We start from the raw sequence: 19,842 nt of genomic DNA, 5'->3' as shown, positions 1-19,842 counted from the left end.
ACGCGGGCTTGTGCGGCAGACCGGATTGCACGACAACAAATCCTTACCTTGTGATTATACGCCAGCCAAATCAATTTACCAAGTGACTGATATATCGATTTTTTTCAACCGATTGCAGAAAAACTTCCGGCATTGGGCGAAGTGGGCAAAACGACGCGGTATCACCTGCTACCGTGTCTATGACCGCGACGTACCGGAGTTTCCGGTTGCGCTGGATCTCTACGAGCAAAGAGCGCATCTGCAAGAATTCGACACCGGCTGGCAGATCGGTGAGGAGGAGCATGAGAGCTGGGTGGAAAGTGTTCGCGCCGTAGCGAGTGAAGTGCTGGCGCTACCTCTTTCTGCCATTTATTTCAAGCAAAGACGGCGTCAGCGCGGCCTGATGCAGTACGAAAAAACAGGCGCCCGGGGCGAGGATTTTGTCGTGCACGAAGGCGGCCACAGGTTTATCGTCAACCTGGAAGAGTATCTCGACACCGGTCTGTTCCTCGACCACCGCAACACCCGGCGCATGGTTCAGGAGAAAGCCGCCGGCAGACGCTTTCTCAATCTGTTCGCTTATACCGGCAGTTTCACGGTCTACGCTGCAGCGGGTGGCGCCATCCGCTCCACCACCGTAGACCTGTCCAACACTTACCAGGATTGGGCGCGTCGCAACTTCGAGCTAAACAGCATGAATTTGGAGCAGCATGAACTGGTGCGCGCCGACGTGTTCGGTTTTCTGGACGATGAAGTAAAGCGCGGGGAGAATTACGACCTGATCGTCATGGACCCGCCCACTTTCTCGAATTCCAAGAAAATGAGCGGTGTGCTCGACGTGCAACGCGACCACGCCCGACTCATCAATCAGTGCCTGAAACTGTTGCAGGAAAGCGGCGAACTGTTCTTCTCAACCAACCTGCGCAGCTTCCAGCTCGACGAGGTGGCACTGGCAACGAAAAATATCAGGGAAATTTCCAGCCAGACCGTTCCTGAAGACTTCCGCAACAAGAAAATTCATCGCTGCTGGCTGATCAGAAAGCGCTAAAGCCTCACCGAGGGACTGTTGACGTGTAGGCCACAACCTTGTTTCTTCCATTGAGTTTTGCCTGATAAAGCGCATCGTCGGCGGCTTTAATCAGCGCGCTAAAATGCGGCATGGCAGGATTGTATTCGGCGACGCCGATACTGACATTTATTTTTATGCGTTCTGCTCCGGCATTGATCAAACTATCTTCAAATGTCTTGCGGATCAGCTCGGCATACTGTGCCCCCTCTTTCAGTGAGGTATCCGGGCAAATCACCATGAATTCCTCGCCGCCTATGCGGGAAACGATATCCTGCGTACGTGAGGAATTTTTCAAAATATTGGCAGCCTGCTTCAGTGCGGTATCGCCAGTGTCGTGACCATAAGTATCGTTAATCTGTTTGAAGCGGTCCAGATCGATCAGCATGCAGGTCACGGGGCGGCCTCCGTTTTTGGCCGCCTCCCACTCCTGCTCCAGACTGTCCATGCCATAACGCCGATTGGGCAGTAGGGTCAGAGAATCCGTCAGAGCCAAGCGTTGCAGGCGGCGATTGGTAACGGCCAGTTCCGATGCGATCCGGCGCACCTCTTCCCTCTCCCGGCTGATCTCCTCTTTGAGCTGAATCAACCTTTGGCCAGCACGCAAGCGTGCCATCAGCACTTTTACGCTGAAGGGCTTGACCAGGTAATCATCCACCCCAGCCTCGAATGCCTCGACCAGCCGGTCTTCATCGGCCAGAGCCGTCAGAATGATGAAGTAAAGTCCTCGGCCATCCCGGGTCGTGCGCAAGGATCTGCAGAAGGCAATCCCATTCATGTTCGGCATAACCCAGTCGCTGATAACGAGCTGAGGATTGTATTCGAGCATCTTCTCCAGCCCCTCTTGGCCATCCGCAGCAGAAAACACGGTATGCCCATGACTGATAAGAAGCTTTTGCAGATAATTGGAAACGGCCTTGTCGTCGTCCACAACCAGGATGCGCAACGGAAGTTCAGCCTGATCGGATTTTTCTGCTGCTTCGTTATCGGTCACCTCGACCATAGCCGCTATTTCAGCAAAGGGTGGCAAATCCTGGGTTGGCACGTCGAGAATCTTGCCCCATTGCTGCCATTCGCTGACGACACGATCGCTCAGGGTCATCAGCGCTTCAGCATCGATGCCAAGACGAGCGCCAAGCACGTACAAACCCGGCAGCAGAGCGCGCCGTGAGCTTTCGTCCGCTACGCAGAGGTTTGCCAGGCTACGGGACAGGTTTAACGAATGCACCAGTGTATAGGCCCGTGAGCCCGCTTGAAAATCCCCTTTTTCAGTATCCTCATGGTGGTACACTATTTCAATGAGAATGGCAGGGAACCCCCATTCCTTGAGCATAGCGGCAGCCAATTCGTTGTGATCGGTGTCAAATTGCTCCTGCTCCAGGCGGATCAATTCATCAGGGGGCGCACCCGCTGCAGAACTGAGAACTTTTGCATACTTGTCGGGAAACAGGGTGGCCAGCGTTAGCCTTCCAATCCCGCTCAGCAAACCACAGGTAAAGGTTTCCTCGCTCGAAGTTTTGGCCTGTGCGCTCAGCGCCTGGTTGGCGATGGCTGTAGCCAGCGAGCATGACCAGAACATCTGGTAATTGAAAGCATTGCATTTACCATTGCGATGATCGGATAAAACCGAAAATCCCAGCACTAGCTGGCGCACCATCGGCAGGCCAATCACCATCACCGCCTCGGGAATCGAAGCGATGGGGCGGCGGGTATTGAAATGAAGCGAATTGGAGAATTTGATCAAGCGACCGGAAAGGGCTGGGTCGGTTTGTACGACGTGCGCAATATCCTGGATTGTCACGTCATCCTGTTGCATCAAATTCAGCAAGGCAAGCGCTACGCCTTTCGGGGAGGGCAACTGCCCCGTTGCCTTCAGCTCCTTGAAGCGGTTCTGGTTGATAACTTCCATTTCTGACCTGTGATTTTTATTCTGACTGGATATAGGTTACGGAATAACGTCCGATAATACAAACTGTGAGCCCCAAATAGTCAGTCTTTTCGCCATTGCGCAATGACATTCCGTATCAGTTCAAGAGAAGTCGGATCGTCCAGCGTGGTCAAATCTCCAGGTTCGCGCCCTTCCGCCAGCGCCTGCATGCTGCGGCGCAGGAGCTTGCCAGAGCGGGTTTTCGGCAAAGCGGAAACGAAGTGCACCTTGGCTGGACGGGCGATGGCGCCGAGTTCCTTGTCTACAGTCGCCATCACTTCCTTTTCCATCTGGGTAGCACTTTCCGGCGTTGAAGTGCAGCCCGCATCCTTGGTCACAGCGAAGGCCATGATCGCCTGCCCCTTCACCTCGTCGTAAACGCCAACCACCGCCACTTCGGCGATGTTGGGATGGGCCTGAATGGCCTCCTCAATCTCGCGCGTGCCCAGGCGATGTCCGGCGACATTGATGACATCGTCGGTGCGGCCAAGAATGAAATAGTAGCCATCCTCGTCACGGGTCGCCCAGTCGAAGGTGGAATAAACCAGTTCGGTCTCGAAATTCGAGAAATAGGTGTTGACGAAGCGCGTGTCGTCGCCCCATATCGTGGACAAACAACCCGGTGGCAGCGGGGGTACTGCTACCAGTACGCCTTTCTCGTTGACTCCCACTTCCTGACCGGTACTCTCGTGCAGCAGTTTCAGTTTAAAATCATACACTTGGAAGCTGGGTGAACCGAACTTGCGTGGCGTATCCTCTATGCCCGGCACGCTGGAGAGGATCGGCCAGCCGGTCTCGGTCTGCCAGTAGTTGTCGATGATATTGACTTTGAGCGCGCCGGCGATCCAGCGTGCGGTCGGCTCGTCCAGCGGTTCACCAGCAAGATACAGGTTACGCAGCGAAGAGACGTCATGTTTTTGCAGGAATTCAGGCGGCTGTTTTTTCAGCACTCGAATCGCTGTGGGCGATGAAAACATCACGCCGACCTTATTCTCCTCCACGATCTTCCACCAGATTGCCGGATCGGGCCGGACCGGCAGACCCTCATACAGGATGGTAGTCATGCCGTTGATCAGCGGACCATAGACAATGTAGGAGTGCCCCACCACCCAGCCGATGTCGCTGGTGGTAAACAGGGTTTCGCCCGGCTGCCCGGCGTAGATGTGGCGCATGGAAGCCGCCAGCGCCACCGCGTAGCCACCGGTATCGCGCTGTACGCCCTTGGGTTTGCCGGTGGTGCCTGACGTGTAGAGGATATAACTGGGATCGGACGACTCCAGCCACACCGGATCGATCCGGTCATCCATATGCTGATCGCGTAGGCTGGCATAATCCAGATCACGGCCGGCGGTTATCGACATTTCCTTGTCGAGACCACGGTTGACGATCACCAGCTTCTGCGGAGGATGGCTGGACAGCCGTAGCGCCTCGTCCACCAGGTGCTTGTAAGGAATGATCTTGCCGCCGCGCATGCCGGCATCGGCGGTCACCATCAGCCGGGGTTTGGCATCGTCGATGCGGGTCGCCAGACTGGCCGAAGCGAAGCCGCCGAACACCACGGAATGGATGGCCCCCAGCCGCGCACAGGCGAGCATGGCAAAAACCGCTTCAGGGATCATCGGCATGTAGATGATGACGCGGTCCCCCTTCTCCACGCCCTGCTCGCGCAATACTGCGGCAAAACGGTTGGTCTCGGCATGTAGTTCGCGGTAGGTGTAGGCCTGCTGCTGACCGGTTTCGGTGGAGATGTAAACCAGCGCCTTCTGCTCAGGACGGTCTTTCAAGTGGCGGTCCACGGCGTTATGGCACAGGTTGGTGAGGCCGCCGACAAACCATCGGGTGAATGGAGGTCGGCTGTAGTCCAGCACCTGGTCAAACGGCTTGTGCCAGTCGATCAGTCTAGCCTGCTCGGCCCAGAATTCATCAGGCTCGTCGATCGATTTCCGGTAAAAGTCCTGGTACTTGCCCATTTTTCCCCCTCATTCCTGAATTTTAACCACCACCCTGCCCTTTACCGCGCCCTTCAATAACGCGTCGAAGGTTTCGGGCAACTGTTCGAAATGGATGGTGCGCGTCATTTCCTTGAGATGGCGCGGCCTCATGTCGCTGGCCAGCCGCTCCCAGACTCTTCGCCGCAAATCCATCGGGCACTGCACCGAATCGATGCCGAGCAAACTGACACCGCGCAGGATGAACGGCATCACCGTGGTGTGCAGTTCGACCCCTGCCGTCAGGCCGCAGCTGGCAATCGTTCCGTGCTGTTTCATGGTGCGGGTAAGCCAGGCAAGCGTCTCGCCCCCAACCGGATCAACCGCGCCCGCCCAGATTGTCTTTTCCAGAGGCTTTCTGCCCATTTCCAGGGTATGGCGCGACAGCACCTGGGATGCGCCCAAATGGCGCAAATATTCGTGCTGATCGTCCTTGCCGCTGATTGCTGTCACTTCGTATCCCAGTCCGGCGAGCAAATCCACGGCCACGCTGCCCACCCCTCCCGAAGCGCCGGTCACCACCACGGGGCCGTTGGCCGGCTTGAGGCCGTTCTGCTCCATGCGCATGATCGCCAGCGCGGCGGTAAAACCCGCCGTGCCGATTGCCATCGCATCGGCAGTGCTCATTCCCTGCGGCAGAGGCACCACCCAGTCGGCAGGTACGCGGGAATACTCGGCATAGCCGCCGTCATGCTCTACTCCCATGCCGTAGCCGGTGACAAGTACGGATTCACCTTCCCGGAAACGCTTATCGCCGGAAGTGGCTACCGTTCCCGCCACGTCGACCCCTCCAATGACAGGAAAACGACGGACAACCCTGCCCGTGCCGGTAGCGGCAAGGGCATCCTTGTAATTGACGCTGGAATGGCTGTTCCTGATCAGCACCTCACCCGGATCGAGATCGTCAATCCCGAGTTCGACCAACCGGGCCGACACCTGACCCTCTTTTTCGAAAATACGGTAAGCGTTAAATCGGTGCATGCTCCTCCCTCAAGGTAAGTGCGGTTGAGCCAGGTACTGGCGCGACTGCATTTCCGTTAACCGGCTGATGGTACGATGGAATTCTTCGGCATGCGGGCCACCCGGATACAGTTCCTGTGGCGGCACCTGTGCCGACACGATCAGCTTCACCCGCCGGTCGTAGAATTCATCTACCAGCCAGGTAAAGCGCCGTGCTTCAGCCGCCTGTTCAGGCGACATTTTCGGAATGCCGGAAATCAGCACGGTATGGAAGCGCCGTGCAATTTCAATATAGTCCGCCTGCCCTCGCGGTGCACCGCAAATGGTCTGGAAGTCGAACCAGACCACGCCGGGCGCTGAGCGTTTTGTGCTTATCCGGCGCCCTTCTATCTTCAGGGAAACATGGCTTGCTCCCTCTCCGCCGGCAAGACTGGAAAAAGCAGTACCAAGACTGGCTTCAGCCACTTCGTCGAGGGGAAAATGGTAGGCCCTGACCCTTTCCAGCATGCGCAGCCGGTAGTCGATGCCGGCGTCGATTTCAACCACGTCCAGCCGTTCCTTGAGAAGGGCGATGGCGGGCAGAAAGCGGCTGCGTTGCAGGCCGTGCATGTAAAGTTCATCCGGTTTGTGGTTCGAGGTGGCGACCAGTACCACGCCCTGCTGCAGCAGTTCGCGCAACAGCCGCCCCAGCAGCATGGCATCGGCGATATCGCTGACATGGAATTCATCGAAACAGATCAGGCGCGCCTGCTGTGCAATGCGCTGCGCCACGATCACCAGCGGGTCGGCGTGATGCTTGATGGTGTCGAGCTCGGCATGAACATCCTGCATGAAGCGGTGAAAATGCACCCGCTTCTTCTGCTCGAGTGGCACGCTGGAGAAAAAGACATCCATCAGAAAGCTTTTACCGCGGCCGACCCCACCCCACAAATACAGTCCGCGTACATGATGCTGTTTCCTGCCGAACAACTTGTGCAGGAACCGGTTCTTGCGCACTTCGCTTTCAAGCAAGGCATAGTAAAGGTGCTGCAGACGATCCACGGCATGCTGTTGCGCCTCATCCAGCACGATATCGTGCTGGCAAGCCCGCTGGTGGACGCATTCCGCCAGGTTCATATTTAACCCGCCGCCAGCAAACATCAAATATGAATCGACCGCTGGGTCACGCCCAGTGCCGCCTCATGCAAGGACTCCGAAAGCGAGGGATGGGCATGCACGATGCGGGCGATGTCCTCGCTGCTCGCCGCGAATTCCATTGCCACCACCGCTTCCTGAATCAGTTCGGAAGCGCACGGGCCAATGATGTGCACGCCGAGGATACGGTCGGTTTTGGCATCGGCCAGAACCTTGACCAGGCCGGTTGTTTCCTGCAAGGCATGGGCGCGGCCATTGGCACTGAACGGGAAGGTTCCCTTGTGGTATTCCACTCCAGCGACTTTCAGCGCTTGCTCGGTCTGCCCTACCCAGGCGATTTCCGGTGAGGTATAGATCACCCAGGGGATAGTTGCATAATTAACGTGCCCGGCCTGACCAGAGATCAGCTCGGCTACTGCGACACCTTCTTCCGAACCCTTGTGAGCCAGCATGGGTCCACGCACCACATCACCGATGGCGTAGACATTCGTCAAGTTGGTGCGGCAATGCTCGTCCACATCGATGTATCCATGTTCATCGAACTTGAGCCCGGCCTTGCCAGCATCCAGGCCGGCAGTATTGGGAACACGTCCGATCGCCACTATCAGCTTGTCGAACAACAGCTTCTGGGCGCCTTCCTTGTTTTCGAATTCGACACTGACGTTTTTGCTGCTCACCTTGATCGCAGAGAACTTGACGCCACGATGGATCAGCAGCCCTTGGCGCGTAAAGATGCGCAGCGCCTCGGCTGCGATCTGCTCATCCACGCTGGACAGGAAGGTATCGTTTGGCTGGAACAGGGTGACATTCGAACCCAGCCGGCGCCATACGCTGCCCAGTTCCAGGCCGATGACGCCAGCGCCGATGATGCCAAGCCTTTTCGGCACTTCCTTGAAGTCAAGCGCACCGACATTGTCCACCACCCGCTTGTTGTCCACTGGCACCTGCGGCAGTTGGCGCGGGGTAGAGCCGGTGGCAATGATCACATGCGTGGCCTCGACCGATTCCGTCTTTCCGTCATGCCGCACCACTTCGAGTTTCCATAGTGCTCCACCCCCGTTAAAACGGGCCCGTCCGTGGATGATGGCCACCTTGTTCTTCCTGAATAGCAGAGAAATGCCGTCGGTCAGGGTACGCACGATCTTTTCCTTGCGCGCCAGCATGGTACCGACATCCAGTTTCAGCCCCTCGACCGTGATGCCGTGAGCGGGAAATTTTTCCTGTACGCGTTCGTAGTTCTCCGAGGATTCGAGCAGCACTTTGGAGGGAATGCAGCCAACGTTGAGACAGGTTCCGCCCAAACTGGCCTTGCCATCCTGGTTTTTCCAGTCGTCGATGCACACCGTATTCAGGCCGAGCTGGGCACAACGAATAGCCGAGACATATCCGGCCGGGCCAGCGCCGATTACAGCCACATCATAGGTTACGGACATGATTTTCCTTCCTCTATATCTGCAGCAGCATGCGCGCCGGATCTTCCAGCGCTTCCTTGATTGCCACCAGCGACAACACCGCTTCACGGCCATCAATGATGCGATGGTCGTAGGACAGTGCCAAATACATCATGGGACGGATGACAATCTGGCCATTTTCCACCACGGGACGATCATAGGTCTTGTGCATGCCGAGGATGGCCGATTGCGGAGGATTCAGGATGGGGGTCGACATCATTGAACCGAATACGCCGCCGTTGGAGATAGTGAAGGTACCACCGGTGAGTTCCTCGATGGTCAGTTTGCCATCCTTGGCGCGAGCGCCAAAATCGGCAATTTTCTTCTCGATATCGGCGATGGAAAGCTGATCGGCGTCGCGCAGGATAGGCACCACCAGACCCCGTGGGCTGCTCACTGCGATGCCGATGTCGTAGTAGCCGTGATAGACAATATCGCTGTCGTCTATAAAGGCGTTGACGATCGGGTATTTCTTCAGCGCCGCGATCGCCGCCTTGACGAAGAAGGACATGAAGCCCAGCTTGACGCCGTGCTCCTTCTCGAATTTTTCCTTGTAGCGGTTGCGCAGTTCCATCACTGGCTGCATGTTGGCTTCGTTGAAGGTGGTGAGAATGGCGGCGGTTTGCTGGGCCTCAACCAAGCGCTCGGCGACGCGTGCACGCAGCCGGGTCATCGGCACGCGCTGCTCCGGTCGGGGGCCGGCAGGGCTTACAGTCGCCACAGATGGAGTGTTCACTGGTGCAGCTAGCGCCGCTGGGCTGGCCGGTTTTTCGAGGTGGGACAGCACGTCTTCCTTGGTGATGCGTCCGCCTTGGCCGCTGCCACTGATTTCTGCCGGATTGAGATGATGCTCGGCCACCAGTTTACGCACTGCCGGGCTTAGCGAGTACTGAGTACTGAGTGCTGTGTTTGAAGTGCTTTTCTCAGGATTCGGCACTGCTGTTATCTCAGTGCTGGTATTTGCCTCGGTATCTATCACAGCGATCACCTCGTCACTATTCACGGATAGTCCGTCACCCTTGATAATTTTCGCCAAAATACCGGACTGAGGCGCGGGCAGTTCCAGCACTACCTTGTCGGTTTCAACATCGATCAAGATCTCGTCACGTACCACGGCATCGCCCACTTTTTTGTGCCATGAAAGCAGTGTGGCCTCGGAAATGGATTCAGATAAAACCGGCACCTTAACTTCTATTAACATCTTAACTATCTCCGATAACTTGATGAAACTATTATTATTTATTTATTTATTTATTTATTTATTTATTTATCGCTGCGTCCACCAAGGCTTGCTGCTGCTCCTGATGCTTTGCAGCATAGCCCACTGCAGGCGATGCTGACGCAGGGCGTCCGGCATAGAAAAGCTGCTGTTTGGCCGACAGACAGTCGCGCAGATGATGCTGGATCTGATACCAGGCTCCCTGGTTCATCGGCTCTTCCTGTGCCCACACCAGTTCCTTAGCCTTCTTGTAGCGTTGCATCTCGGTCGTGAATTGCTCTACCGGAAAAGGATAAAGCTGCTCGACGCGGACGATAGCGATATGGTTGAACTTGCGCTCGCGCCGTGCCGCCAGCAAATCGTAGTAGACCTTGCCACTGCACGCCACAACGCGAGTAACCTGATCCGGGTCGGCGACATCCACTTCGCCGATCACTGGATGAAATTTCCCTTTTGCCAGATCTTCCAGCGACGACATTGCGTCCTTGTGGCGCAGCAAACTCTTCGGGGTCATCACAATCAATGGTTTTCGATAGGGCCGCACCATCTGCCGGCGCAGCAAATGGAATATTTGTGCTGCCGTGGTGGGCATGCATACCTGGATGTTGTCTTCGGCACACAATTGCAGGTAGCGTTCCGGGCGTGCCGAAGAGTGCTCAGGACCCTGCCCCTCAAAACCGTGCGGCAGCAGCATCACCAAGCCACACAGCCTACCCCATTTGGCCTCGCCGGCACTGATGAACTGGTCGATCACCACTTGGGCGCCATTGGCAAAATCACCGAACTGCGCCTCCCAGATAACCAGTTCGTTCGGCTCGGCCGACGCATAGCCATACTCGAAACCGAGCACCGCCTCTTCCGACAGAACAGAATCGATAGCCAGAAAACGGGGTTGATTTTCAGCAATGTTCTGCAAAGGCAAATAGGCACCGTCATCCCATTTTTCGCGGTTCTGGTCGTGCAAAACCGCATGTCGATGGAAGAAGGTGCCTCGCCCGCTATCTTGTCCTGATAAGCGTACCGCAAAACCGTTTTCCAGCAGGGTGGCGTAGGCCAGGTTTTCCGCCATGCCCCAATCCAGCGGCAGCTTGCCCTCCCCCATCAGGCGGCGATCTGCAATGATTTTTTCAACCCTGGGGTGAAGCTTGAAATTTGGGGGTGTGGTAGTCAGCACACCCGACAGGCGCCGCAGGTCGGCTTTCGGCACACTTGTGTTGGCTGGATCGGTCCATTTGCCTTTTTTGAAGGGCGCCCAGTCAGTCGCAAATGACTGCTTGAAATTGGTCAACACGCTTCTGTTCACGGAAACGCCGGCGTCGAGATCCCGGCGGTAGGCAGCGATCATTTCCTCGGGATCATGCGGTAAAAGTACGCTTTCGGCGATCAGCCTGTCGGCATAGAGCTTGCGTGTGGTGGGATGCTGCGCGATAGCCTTATACATTAACGGCTGGGTCACCATCGGCTCATCCTGTTCATTGTGCCCAAGCCGCCGATAGCACACCAGGTCGATGACAACGTCCTTGTGGAAGTTCATGCGAAAATCGAGTGCGATTTCGGTGACCAGCAGCACTGCCTCGGGATCATCGCCGTTGACGTGGAAAATTGGTGCGGCCACCATTTTCGCCACGTCGGTGCAATAGAGTGTGGAACGAGTGTCGCGCGGGTCGGAAGTGGTGAAGCCGATCTGATTGTTGATGACGATATGCACCGTGCCACCGGTACCGAAGCCACGCGTTTTGGACAGGTTCAGGGTTTCCATCACCACGCCTTGACCGGCAAAGGCGGCATCGCCGTGAATCAGTACCGGCACCACCTGGTCACCTACCACATCATGACGCCGCTGCTGGCGTGCGCGCACCGAGCCTTCCACCACCGGGTTGACGATTTCCAGATGCGAGGGATTGAACGCCAGCGTAAGGTGCATCGGCCCTCCCGGAGTAGCGACGTCAGTGGAGAAACCCTGGTGATACTTGACGTCTCCGGAAGGTAGTTTGCTGCTCGCAGCATGCTTGCCCTCGAATTCCAGAAACAGGTCGCCCGGCAGCTTGCCAATGGTATTGACCAGCACATTGAGACGGCCGCGGTGCGCCATGCCGATCACCATCTCCTGCACGCCCTGACTGCCGGCACGCTGAATCAGGTGGTTCAGCAAAGGAATCAGGCTGTCGCTGCCTTCCAGTGAGAATCGCTTCTGCCCGACATAGCGAGTATGCAGGTATTTCTCCAGCGTTTCCGCCGCTGTGAGTTGCTCCAGAATGCGGCGCTTGCTTTCAGGGGAAAACTGCGGTTGCGCGCGGTTGGGTTCGATCCGGTCCTGTACCCAGCGTTTTTGCGTGGTATCCGAGAGGTACATGTATTCGGAACCAATGTTGCCGCAGTAGGTTTCCCTGAGTATCCGCAATATATCGTGCAGGGTTGAAGATTCCGGGGCCAGGAATGATCCGGTTTTGAATACATGGGATAAATCTGCATCGTTCAGACCGTAGAACTCGGGCTGCAGTTCAGGCACATCGGGCAGCTCGCGGCGCTTGAGAGGGTCGACGTTCGCCCGCATCATGCCGCGGAAGCGATAGGCATTGATGAGTTGAAGTACGGCAATCTGTTTGTTGACCAGAGCATCGACGTCGGCGCCCTGAACCGGAACACAGGGATGTCTGGCACGCTCGGCGAACGACTGTACCACCGCTGAGTGGGGAACGTCCATGGCAACCGCCCCAGGCATTTTCTGCAGGTGGTCGAAATACGCCCGCCATTCCTCGCTGACCTGCGCGGGATTGCCCAGATAGAGCTCGTACAGCTCCTCAATGAACGGCGCATTTCCGTCATAGAGAGCCGAGTTGTCCTGCATCTCCTTCATTACGCCCATGCTTTTCTCTTCTCCTACGTGTGACTTACAGCGTGCAAGGAGTGAGGAGACATCAGTGAGGAGACAAAATCAAAAGCGGCCACGTCACTGCTTTTACTCCTTAATACGACCTTTCATGAGCTTCAGCGCATAGAAAGTCGGAGCACTCTTGTGGTGCACCCCTCACCCGCGTTATCCACGCTTCGAAATCGGCACGAAATCCCGCTTTTTTGGACCCAGGAACAGCTGGCGCGGGCGCCCAATTTTCTGTTCTGGGTCGGCAATCATTTCATTCCATTGGGTAATCCAGCCGATGGTGCGTGAAATGGCGAAAATCGCGGTAAACATGTTGGTTGGGATGCCAATGGCCCGCAGCACTATGCCCGAATAGAAGTCCACGTTCGGATAGAGCTTTTTCTCGATGAAATATTCGTCTTCCAGGGCAATGCGTTCCAGTTCGAGGGCGATCTGGAACAGTCGGTCATCCTGACAGCCCAGCTCATTGAGTACCTCATGGCAGGTTTGCCGCATCAGGTTGGCGCGCGGGTCGAAGTTCTTGTACACGCGGTGGCCAAAGCCCATCAGGCGGAATGGATTGCTCTTGTCCTTGGCGCGCTCAATAAGTTTTGTAATTTTAGATACATCCCCGATCTCTTCCAGCATGTTGAGCACAGCCTCGTTGGCACCGCCGTGAGCGGGTCCCCACAGGGAGGCTATGCCGGAGGCGATGCAGGCGAAAGGATTGGCGCCGCTGGAACCAGCGAGGCGAACTGTGGAAGTGGAGGCGTTCTGCTCGTGATCGGCATGAAGCGTAAAAATCCGGTCCATCGCCCTGACCATCACTGGGTTGGGCACGTATTCCTCGCAGGGCGTAGAGAACATCATATGCAGAAAGTTCGCTGCGTAAGAAAGTGAGTTTTTGGGGTAGGCGAAGGGTTGGCCGATATTGTACTTGTAGCTCATGGCCGCAATGGTAGGCACCTTGGCAAGCAGCCGGTGGGCAGAAATTTCGCGGTGGCGCGGGTCGGATACATCGCCGGAATCCGGGTAGAAGGCAGACAGCGCTCCCGCTACCCCAACCATTGAAGCCATGGGATGGGCGTCGCGGCGGAATCCCCGGTAAAAGTTGTTGACTTGGTCATGCACCATGGTGTGTTGGCGTATGATCGAATCGAACGCCTGCTTCTGTTCCTGGGAGGGTAGTTCGCCGTAATAAAGCAGGTGGCAGACCTCGATGAAGTCGGCGTGTTCTGCCAACTGCTCAATGGGGTAACCGCGATAGAGCAGAATGCCCTCGTCGCCGTCGATATAGGTGATTTTCGAACTGCAACTGGCCGTGGACTGGTAGCCGGGATCGTAGGTAAATATCCCGTATTTTCCCAGGCTGCGGATATCGATCACATCCGGGCCAAGGGTACCGGAAAGTACCGGCAATTCGATCTCCTCGCCACCGTCGATTTTGAGATAAGCCTTACGTTCACCCATGTCTCGTATTCCTCTTCAATTAATATTGGCGCAGCAACAGCAACACCTTTCTTACATTATCATCCACGCCGGTATCAGTGCTCTGGAGCAGTCCCCATAAATCCGGGTCGGAATAAGCCAGCAGCTCCTTGAATGCTTCCACTTCCTGCTGCGTAAGCCGCTCGAAATTCTGCTCCATAAATCGCGCCAGAACAATGTCGAGTTCCAGCATTCCGCGACGGCAGTCCCAGCGGATACGGCTGTGATGGGTGAGCGGTGAGGGGCAAGGCGTAAGATCGCCGACGCTATTCTCCTCCTCGCTGATCACTCTTCTCTCCCCACTCAAACCGTGCGCTTGACTAGCATTTCCTTGATTTTACCGATCGCGCCGGTCGGATTCAGGCCCTTCGGGCAGACATCCACACAAGTCATGATACTGTGGCAGCGAAATAACCGGTAGGGGTCTTCCAGGTTATCCAGGCGCTCGTTGGTAGCCTGGTCGCGTGTATCGGCGATAAACCGATAAGCCTGCAACAACCCAGCCGGGCCGACGAATTTGTCGGGGTTCCACCAGAACGACGGGCAGGCAGTGGAGCAGCATGCGCACAAAATGCACTCGTACAGACCGTCCAGCTTTTCCCTGTCTTCGGGTGATTGCAGACGCTCGATTTCCGGTTCCGGTTCGTTGTTGATGAGGTAGGGTTTGATCGAGCGGTATTGTTTGTAGAACTGGCTTAGATCCACCACCAAGTCGCGAACCACCGGCTGGCCAGGCAACGGGCGCAGTTCGATCGGCTGCTTGAGCCCGGACAGTGGCGTAACGCAGGCGAGCCCGTTGCGCCCGTTGATGTTCATGGCGTCCGAGCCACACACCCCTTCGCGGCAGGAGCGGCGAACGCTCAGGGTTTCGTCCTGTGCCTTGAGCAGCAGAATGGCGTCGAGCAACATCATGTTGCCGGCCTCGATATCTAGCTCATAGTCTTGCATGTGAGGCTTGGAATCGGTTTCCGGATTATAACGGTAGATCGAGAAGCGCATTTAATTCTCCTGGTGATGAGAAATGAGTGATGGGGAAACCCATCACCGTTTACCCATTACTCAATATACCCTCGCCTTTGGCTTGAAAGGCTCCACCGTCAACGGTTTCAGCCGTACCGGCTTGTAATCCAGGCGGTGTCCTTCGCTGAAATACAGTGTATGCTTCAGCCAGTTGTCATCGTCACGCAGCGGGTAGTCGTCGCGTGCATGGGCTCCACGGCTCTCCTGGCGCGCTGCGGCCGAAATCATCGTCGCCAGCGCCACTCCCATCAGATTTTCCAGTTCCAGTGCTTCGATCCGGCCAGTGTTGTAGATCTTGCTGTGATCGCGCAGCATTACATCCGGCAGGCGCGCAGCAATTTCCAGCATTTCCCTTACCCCTTCCTGCAGCACCTCTTCCTTGCGGAACACGCCGCAATGCCTTTGCATGGTCTTGCGCATCTGTTCGCGCAACTCGTCCACGGTAATGCCGTCGCGCTTGGCATCCCAGCGGCTCAAGCGCGCCATAGGCAGATCCAGGGCGCCATCCGGGACGGGACGGGGGAATGGATTCTCCTTCAGGTATTCGATGACGTGGTTGCCCGCGGCGCGCCCGAACACGATCAGGTCGAGCAGTGAATTGCTGCCCAGGCGGTTGGCTCCGTGCACCGAAACGCAGGCGCATTCGCCGATGGCATAAAGCCCGAGCACGGCCTCCTCCGGGGCGGTAGTGGTCGGCATTACCACCTGTCCTTGCAGATTGGTGGGAATGCCGCCCATCATGTAGTGCACCGTAGGCACCACAGGGATCGGTGCCTCGATCGGGTCGACGTGAGCAAACTTGATGGAAAGATCACGGATGCCAGGGAGGCGATGCTGGATCACCTCCGGCCCGAGATGATCGAGCTTCAGCTCGACGTAATCGCCGTCCTTGCCGCAACCGCGCCCTTCGTGGATTTCCACTGCCATGGCGCGGGACACCACATCACGCGAAGCAAGGTCCTTGGCGCTGGGCGCGTAGCGCTCCATGAAACGCTCGCCATCCTTGTTGACCAGGTAGCCGCCCTCTCCGCGCACCCCTTCCGTCACCAGCACGCCAGCCCCGGCAATGCCTGTCGGGTGGAACTGCCAGAATTCCATGTCCTCGAGCGGAATGCCGGCGCGTAGCGCCATGCCGAGACCGTCGCCGGTATTGATCAGGGCATTGGTCGTGGCGCTGAAGATGCGTCCGGCGCCCCCCGTAGCCAGCAGCGTGGCACGCGCCTCGATAAAGATCGGCTCGCCTGATTCAATCTCGAGCGCCACCGCACCCAGAGCATAGCCGTGACCATCCATCACCAGATCGACCGCGAAGTATTCCTCGAAAAAATGGGTCTTGGCAGCGATGTTGCGCTGGTACAAGGTATGCAGCATGGCATGGCCGGTGCGGTCGGCAACGGCACAGGTGCGCATCACCGGCGCTCCGCCGTAATTCTGCGTCATTCCACCGAACGGCCGCTGATAAATTTTACCATTGGGCAGGCGGTCGAACGGCATGCCGAAATGCTCCAGCTCGATCACTGCCTCGTTGGCCTGTCGGCACATGAATTCAATGGCATCCTGATCTCCCAGATAATCCGATCCTTTCACCGTGTCGTACATATGCCAGTGCCAGTTATCCTCGCTGACGTTGCCCAGGGACGCGGCAATGCCGCCCTGGGCTGAAACGGTATGGGAGCGGGTCGGGAAGACCTTGGACACCACCGCCACCTTCAGATTGGCGTGGGACAGTTGCAGCGCCGCACGCAGGCCCGCCCCGCCGCCGCCAATGATCAATGCATCAAAAGTACGTTTGGCGATGGCCACTATCGGATACTCCATAAAATCTGCACCGACCACGCAGTACAGCCGACCAGAGCGAGTATGACCAGCGCCTCGAGTGTCAACCTGAGCACGGTATGGTGCACATAATCCATCAAGATGTCCCTGACCCCAACCCAGGCGTGGAGGTAAAGGCTGAGCAGGAAAAGCAGACTGGCAAGGCGCATCCACTGGTTGTGAAACAGACCGCTCCATTCCTCGAACTGGAGCGGCTGATGGGTCAGCAGAAAGGCCACCATGAAAAGCGAGTAAAGCGCCATGGCGACGCCCGTGATGCGCTGCATCAACCAGTCGCGCAGGCCGTAATGGGCTCCGCTGACGATACGCTCTACCATAATAGCCACCCCCCTATCATCGCCGTCAGGGTCAGGCTGAAAGCCATAACCAGCCAGCTGTTCAGACGGGTCTTAGCCAGTTCCACACCGAAGCCCATATCCATGGCGATGAAGCGCAAGCCAGCAAAAAAATGATGGGAATATCCCCACAACAGGACTATCAACACCAACTTGACCAGCGGGCTTTCAAATCCCTGTGTCACTGTGTCGAAGTCTGCCTGAGAGCCTAGCGTAAGCTGGAGTACGGCAAGGAACAGGGGGATGGCGATAAACAGCAGTGCTCCGCTGACCCGGTGCAGGAAGGAGACGATACCCGGCAAGGGCAGCTTGATCCTGAACAGATTAAGATACTTGGGGCGTTTTCTTGCCATAGTCGCCTCCGAATGATTTAAGCACAACCAACAAAAATACCCTTGCCACAGAGCACACCGAGTATATGGCGATTAAAAACCCTGGTTTTTCTCCGTGGCCTCTATGCGCTCTGTGGCCGGTTGTTCATTTTCCAGGTCACTCAGCAGCTTTCGCCACTGCCGGTGGAATGCGCTCGATCAAGCGGGGATCGAACGGCTTGGGCAGGATGTAGTCCCTGCCGAAAGCCATTTCCTTGGCGTTGTAAGCTTTGAGCACCTCTTCCGGCACTGGCTCGCGCGCCAGTTCGGCCAGCGCTTTCACGGCGGCGATCAGCATTTTCTCGGTGATCTGCTTGGCGCGTGCATCCAGAGCGCCACGAAAAATAAACGGGAATCCCAGCACGTTGTTGACCTGGTTGGGGAAATCGGAGCGCCCGGTGGCCATGATCAGGTCGTCGCGCGCCGCGTGGGCTTCGCTAGGCAGAATTTCAGGATCGGGATTGGCCATGGCAAACACGACCGGCCTGGGTGCCATACTTTTTATCATCTTCTGGCTGACCAGGTTGGAACCGGAAACGCCGATGAACACATCCGCGCCATTCATGGCATCCGTCAGCGTGCGTAGCGGAGTATCCCTGGCGAATTCCTGCTTGTAGATATTCAGGTCGCTGCGTCCGGTGTGGATCACGCCCTTGCTGTCTACCAGCAACATGTTTTCCATCTTTGCACCCATCGAAATCAGCAGGCGCATTCCTGCCAGTCCAGCAGCGCCGGCTCCGAGGCACACCAGTTTCACATCCTCCAGCTTCTTGCCCTGTATTTCCAGCGCGTTGAGCAGACCTGCGCAAATAATCACTGCAGTGCCGTGCTGGTCGTCGTGAAAAACCGGAATGTCCAGGCGCTCCTTGAGTGCCTTCTCGATCACGAAGCAGTGCGGTGCGGCGATATCTTCCAGGTTGATACCGCCGAAGGTCGGTGAAATGTTAACCACGGTTTCGATGAAGGACTCGATGCTGGGTGCATTGACCTCGATATCGAACACGTCAATATTGGCAAAACGCTTGAACAGGATGCCCTTGCCTTCCATCACCGGCTTGCTCGCCAGCGGGCCCAGATTGCCCAAACCAAGAATGGCGGTGCCGTCGGTGATTACCGCTACCAGGTTGCCCTTGTTGGTGTAACGGTAGGCATTTTCCGGATTTTTGGCAATTTCGCGCACTGGCTCGGCAACACCGGGGGTGTATGCCAGAGAGAGATCCTGCGCTGTGGCGCATGGTTTGGATGATTCAACCGAAATTTTTCCAGGTCTGGGAAACTCGTGATAATCAAGAGCCTGTTGATTTAAGGTGGTCATGTTTTTAGTCCTAAGTTCTAAAATTCTGGGTGCTGAGTGTGTTTATTCAGGACTGTTAAATTCATCCCAGATCGTTCAGATAGCAGTGATGTTGTGTGTTGCAGCGGCTGACGCGCCATTCCACCGGCTGATCGCCGTAAGTATAGGCCACCCGGTCGATATCCAGCAGCGGCGCATTCGGCGAGATGTTAAGCAGACCCGCAACGGCATTGTCCGCCATGACGGCCCGGATACGCTCCTCGGCGCGGATGATCCTGGTGCCATAGCGGGATTCGTAAAGACTGTAAAGCGTACCCTGAAATTCGGCGATCAAGCCATCGTTGAGCCCCTTGAACAGGGTGGCGGACAGGCAGATATCATCCAGAATCACGGCTTCTCCCGAAAACCGGAGCAGGCGACGCACCATCATGACCGGCGCCCCGCGCTTCAGCCCAAGCCGCTCCGCGGCAGTGCTGTCGGCCTTGCCGCGCTCGCAATGCAGCAACTCACTGACCGGGAATTCCTTCCTGCCGCTCAGCTCGACGATGCGCAGGAAACGGTACTGAGTATGCTCCTCGGTATGGGTGGCGACGAATGTCCCCTTCCCCTGGCGCCGCACCAAAATATTTTCCGCTGCGAGCTCGTCGATCGCCTTGCGCACCGTTCCCTGGCTAACCTTGAACCGGCTCGCCAGTTCAAGTTCGCTGGGGATCACCTCGCCCGGTCTCCATTCACCTGCCACAAGGCTTTGCGTGATCAGAATCTTGATCTGCTCATAGAGCGGTCTGAATGTAGGAGTCGAATGCGATTTGGTCATGGCTTTCCCTTGCTTTTCTTAACCCTAGCACGATCAATAAAAATTATCCACTGTCTTATATAAGACATATTACATAAGCTGATTATTGACATATATC

16 protein-coding genes are annotated in these 19,842 nt (G+C 56.5%); 1 reads left to right on the top strand and 15 read right to left on the bottom strand.

Going from position 1 to position 19,842, the window contains the following annotated elements:
- Nucleotides 1–82: 82 nt before the first annotated feature.
- Nucleotides 83–1,027 (top strand): class I SAM-dependent methyltransferase, encoded by a 945-nt coding sequence (locus SCT_RS05880; RefSeq protein ID WP_059420395.1) that lies wholly within the window; start codon nucleotides 83–85, stop codon nucleotides 1,025–1,027.
- A gap of 4 nt (nucleotides 1,028–1,031) precedes the next feature.
- Here SCT_RS05880 and SCT_RS05875 read toward each other — a convergent pair whose 3' ends face one another.
- From SCT_RS05875 to SCT_RS05805, 15 genes are all read right to left on the bottom strand, one after another.
- On the bottom strand, nucleotides 1,032–2,954 hold the full coding sequence (locus tag SCT_RS05875) for a diguanylate cyclase (protein WP_059420320.1): 1,923 nt from the start codon (nucleotides 2,952–2,954) through the stop codon (nucleotides 1,032–1,034).
- Between the two features lie 80 nt (nucleotides 2,955–3,034).
- Complete coding sequence (locus SCT_RS05870; RefSeq protein ID WP_059420318.1) at nucleotides 3,035–4,942, bottom strand: propionate--CoA ligase; 1,908 nt, start codon at nucleotides 4,940–4,942, stop codon at nucleotides 3,035–3,037.
- Between the two features lie 9 nt (nucleotides 4,943–4,951).
- Entirely contained in the window at nucleotides 4,952–5,941 is a 990-nt protein-coding gene (locus tag SCT_RS05865) for an oxidoreductase (RefSeq protein ID WP_059420314.1), read from the bottom strand.
- A gap of 9 nt (nucleotides 5,942–5,950) precedes the next feature.
- Nucleotides 5,951–7,036: a cell division protein ZapE gene (gene zapE, locus SCT_RS05860; protein WP_059420394.1), complete on the bottom strand. Its 1,086-nt coding sequence runs from the start codon at nucleotides 7,034–7,036 to the stop codon at nucleotides 5,951–5,953.
- A gap of 23 nt (nucleotides 7,037–7,059) precedes the next feature.
- Entirely contained in the window at nucleotides 7,060–8,487 is a 1,428-nt protein-coding gene (gene lpdA / locus SCT_RS05855) for a dihydrolipoyl dehydrogenase (RefSeq protein WP_059420308.1), read from the bottom strand.
- 13 nt (nucleotides 8,488–8,500) lie between these two features.
- Nucleotides 8,501–9,706 carry a 2-oxoglutarate dehydrogenase complex dihydrolipoyllysine-residue succinyltransferase gene (gene odhB, locus SCT_RS05850; RefSeq protein ID WP_059420306.1) on the bottom strand — a complete coding sequence of 402 codons (1,206 nt, stop codon included), beginning with the start codon at nucleotides 9,704–9,706 and terminating at the stop codon, nucleotides 8,501–8,503.
- A 58-nt stretch (nucleotides 9,707–9,764) separates the two neighbouring features.
- Nucleotides 9,765–12,581 (bottom strand): 2-oxoglutarate dehydrogenase E1 component, encoded by a 2,817-nt coding sequence (locus tag SCT_RS05845; protein ID WP_202812130.1) that lies wholly within the window; start codon nucleotides 12,579–12,581, stop codon nucleotides 9,765–9,767.
- 180 nt (nucleotides 12,582–12,761) lie between these two features.
- Complete coding sequence (gene gltA, locus SCT_RS05840) at nucleotides 12,762–14,054, bottom strand: citrate synthase (RefSeq protein ID WP_059420302.1); 1,293 nt, start codon at nucleotides 14,052–14,054, stop codon at nucleotides 12,762–12,764.
- 19 nt (nucleotides 14,055–14,073) lie between these two features.
- Nucleotides 14,074–14,361, bottom strand: a complete 288-nt coding sequence (locus SCT_RS05835; protein ID WP_237759616.1) for a succinate dehydrogenase assembly factor 2 — start codon at nucleotides 14,359–14,361, stop codon at nucleotides 14,074–14,076.
- 14 nt (nucleotides 14,362–14,375) lie between these two features.
- The gene (locus SCT_RS05830) at nucleotides 14,376–15,071 is read right to left on the bottom strand and encodes a succinate dehydrogenase iron-sulfur subunit (protein ID WP_059420300.1); all 696 of its coding nucleotides are present in this window, start codon (nucleotides 15,069–15,071) and stop codon (nucleotides 14,376–14,378) included.
- 60 nt (nucleotides 15,072–15,131) lie between these two features.
- Nucleotides 15,132–16,895: a succinate dehydrogenase flavoprotein subunit gene (gene sdhA / locus SCT_RS05825; RefSeq protein ID WP_059420298.1), complete on the bottom strand. Its 1,764-nt coding sequence runs from the start codon at nucleotides 16,893–16,895 to the stop codon at nucleotides 15,132–15,134.
- The gene (gene sdhD, locus SCT_RS05820; RefSeq protein WP_059420296.1) at nucleotides 16,895–17,245 is read right to left on the bottom strand and encodes a succinate dehydrogenase, hydrophobic membrane anchor protein; all 351 of its coding nucleotides are present in this window, start codon (nucleotides 17,243–17,245) and stop codon (nucleotides 16,895–16,897) included. Before sdhD ends, sdhA begins: the two co-directional genes overlap by 1 nt.
- Nucleotides 17,239–17,616: a succinate dehydrogenase, cytochrome b556 subunit gene (gene sdhC / locus SCT_RS05815; protein WP_059420294.1), complete on the bottom strand. Its 378-nt coding sequence runs from the start codon at nucleotides 17,614–17,616 to the stop codon at nucleotides 17,239–17,241. The genes sdhD and sdhC overlap by 7 nt, the downstream gene beginning before the upstream one ends.
- A gap of 136 nt (nucleotides 17,617–17,752) precedes the next feature.
- Nucleotides 17,753–18,949, bottom strand: a complete 1,197-nt coding sequence (locus tag SCT_RS05810; protein ID WP_059420288.1) for a malic enzyme-like NAD(P)-binding protein — start codon at nucleotides 18,947–18,949, stop codon at nucleotides 17,753–17,755.
- 61 nt (nucleotides 18,950–19,010) lie between these two features.
- Complete coding sequence (locus SCT_RS05805) at nucleotides 19,011–19,745, bottom strand: GntR family transcriptional regulator (protein WP_059420284.1); 735 nt, start codon at nucleotides 19,743–19,745, stop codon at nucleotides 19,011–19,013.
- Nucleotides 19,746–19,842 lie beyond the last annotated feature (97 nt).

The sequence above is a fragment of the Sulfuricella sp. T08 genome (assembly GCF_000971475.1).
In the GTDB taxonomy this organism is placed as follows: Bacteria; Pseudomonadota; Gammaproteobacteria; order Burkholderiales; family Sulfuricellaceae; genus Sulfuricella.
This window is presented reverse-complemented; position numbering and strand designations above follow the sequence as displayed.